Source organism: Actinospica durhamensis (genome assembly GCF_018139695.1).
GTDB classification, from domain to species: Bacteria; Actinomycetota; Actinomycetes; order Streptomycetales; family Catenulisporaceae; genus Actinospica; species Actinospica durhamensis.
Genome location: NZ_JAGSOG010000527.1, coordinates 1 through 2,104, shown reverse-complemented (window position 1 = coordinate 2,104; position 2,104 = coordinate 1). Strand labels below are relative to the sequence as shown.

Below are 2,104 nucleotides of genomic sequence, written 5' to 3'. Positions count from 1 at the left end.
ATGGGTGCAGGTCCTGGGCGGGCTTGATCAGCTGGGGAGTTTCCGGATTCTCGAGACAGACCTGTGGCGTATGGCCCTAGCGTGGTGTCGAGGCCCGCAGTGAATGTGGGTTCTGATGCACCGTGCTGGAGTGATGGAGATGGGCTCGTTGTGGTCTGTGCTGGAAGAACGTGAGGCTGAGCTGTCCGGGCAGGCCGAGGCGCTGCGAGAACAGTTGGCCGGGGTGGAGCAGGCGCTTGCGCGCCTGGTGATTGCGCGCGAGACGTATCAGGAGTTGATGAGCGTCGAGCAGCTTGTCGATCAGGTGGTCTCGGGGTCATCGGGGCACAGGGCGCTGGAAGAGCACGCTGATGGGCTTGGCGAGGTTCTGCGGGAGACGGTGAAGGTGTTCCAGGCAGAGCGTGTGGCGCTTGATTGCCGCACGGTGGCGCTGGGACTCGGCCTGGCCGGCACGCCGGCCGGGCTCAAGACGGTGCGCAACCGCATCGCGCGCCTGGCTACGGCCGGGATCCTGGTGCGCGCGGATCGGGGCCGCTACCGGTTGGCCGAGGCGGGGGCCGCGCGGTGAGCGCCGCCGAGGCCGCCGCCGGCTCGTTTGCCGCGGCCCGCGCGGCCTTCGAGCAGGTGATCGAGTTCGCGCGGCAGGCCGCGGTGGACGAGATCACCCACGGGCAGCTCGAACGCGAACTCGCCGCGCGGATGCGGGAGGTCACCCGGGTGCTGTTCCAGGACCACCTGGACCTGCGCGAGGTGCGCGAGGAGCGGGTGAGCGCCCCGGTCGCCGATGCCGAGGGGATCTCGCGCAACCGGATCGAACGGCACCGGCGCACCGGGTTGGACACGGTGTTCGGGCCGGTGGCCGTGCACCGGATCGCCTACCGCGGCGATTACGTACACGACCTGCACCTGCTGGACGCCTCCTTGAACCTGCCCGAGGTCAAGGCCTCCCACGGACTGGCGCGCATGGCCGTGCTCGAGGCGGTGCGCGGCTCGTTCGCCGCCGCCACCGAGCACCTGCGCGAGGCCTGCGGCGTGAAGATCGGCTCCCGGCAGGTCCAAGACCTGGTGGTACACGCGGCCTGCGACATCGAGGCCTTCTACGCTGCGGCCAGCCCGGTCCCGGCCGGCCCCGACACGCTGCTGGTGCTCACCTTCGACGGCAAGGGCATCGTGATGCGCCCTGACGCGCTGCGCGAAGCCACCGCGAAAGCCGCCGCGAAGAAAGGCCAGAACACGTACAGGACCCGTCTGGCTGCGGGTGAGAAGAACGGACGTAAACGCATGGCGGAGATCGCGGCCGTCTACGACGCCGACCCGGCCGTGCGCACCGGCGCCGACATCCTGCCCGAACCCGGCGAGAACGAGCCCGAGTCCGCGCCCGGCCCGGTCGCGTTCAACAAGTGGCTGACCGGCAGCGTGGAACACCCCGCCGCCGCCACCGTCAAGGCCGCATTCAACCAGGCCACCGCGCGCGACCCGCACCACACCCGGTGCTGGATCGTGCTGGTCGACGGCGCCGCGCACCAGATCGAACTGGTCAAAGCCGAGGCCAAGCGCCGCCGCACCCCGGTGACGATCATCGTGGACTTCATCCACGTCATCGAATACCTGTGGAAGGCCGCGTGGTGCCTGTACAAGAACGGCGAGCCCGAGGCCGAGGCGTTCGTGGCCGCCTACGGCCGCGAGATCCTCGCCGGCCGCGCCCTGGCCGCGGCCGCGCAACTGGGCCGAGCCGCCCACGAGGCCGGACTGGAACCAGGCCAGCGCACTGGAATCGACGACGCGATCGGCTACCTGACCGGCAAGGCACCCTACCTCGCCTACGACAAAGCCCTGAGTAACGGCTGGCCGATCGCCACCGGCGTGATCGAAGGCGCATGCCGGCACCTGATCAAAGACCGGCTCGACATCACCGGCGCCCGCTGGGGCCTGGACGGCGCCGAAGCCGTCCTACGCCTGCGCGCCCTGCGCTCCAGCGGCGACTTCGACGCCTACTGGGCCTACCACGAAGCCCGCGACTACCAACGCAACCACCTTGCTCGCTACAAGAACCAGATTCTGCCTACAACCGCAGATCCCTAGACCCGGCCAAGACCTGCACCCA

General features: G+C 69.6%; 2 protein-coding genes. Both read left to right on the top strand.

Going from position 1 to position 2,104, the window contains the following annotated elements; all coding sequences use genetic code 11:
* Nucleotides 1-130 precede the first annotated feature (130 nt).
* Nucleotides 131-568 carry a hypothetical protein gene (locus KDL01_RS40720; RefSeq protein WP_212534074.1) on the top strand — a complete coding sequence of 146 codons (438 nt, stop codon included), beginning with the start codon at nucleotides 131-133 and terminating at the stop codon, nucleotides 566-568.
* Entirely contained in the window at nucleotides 565-2,082 is a 1,518-nt protein-coding gene (locus KDL01_RS40715) for an ISKra4 family transposase (protein WP_212534073.1), read from the top strand. The genes KDL01_RS40720 and KDL01_RS40715 overlap by 4 nt, the downstream gene beginning before the upstream one ends.
* Nucleotides 2,083-2,104 lie beyond the last annotated feature (22 nt).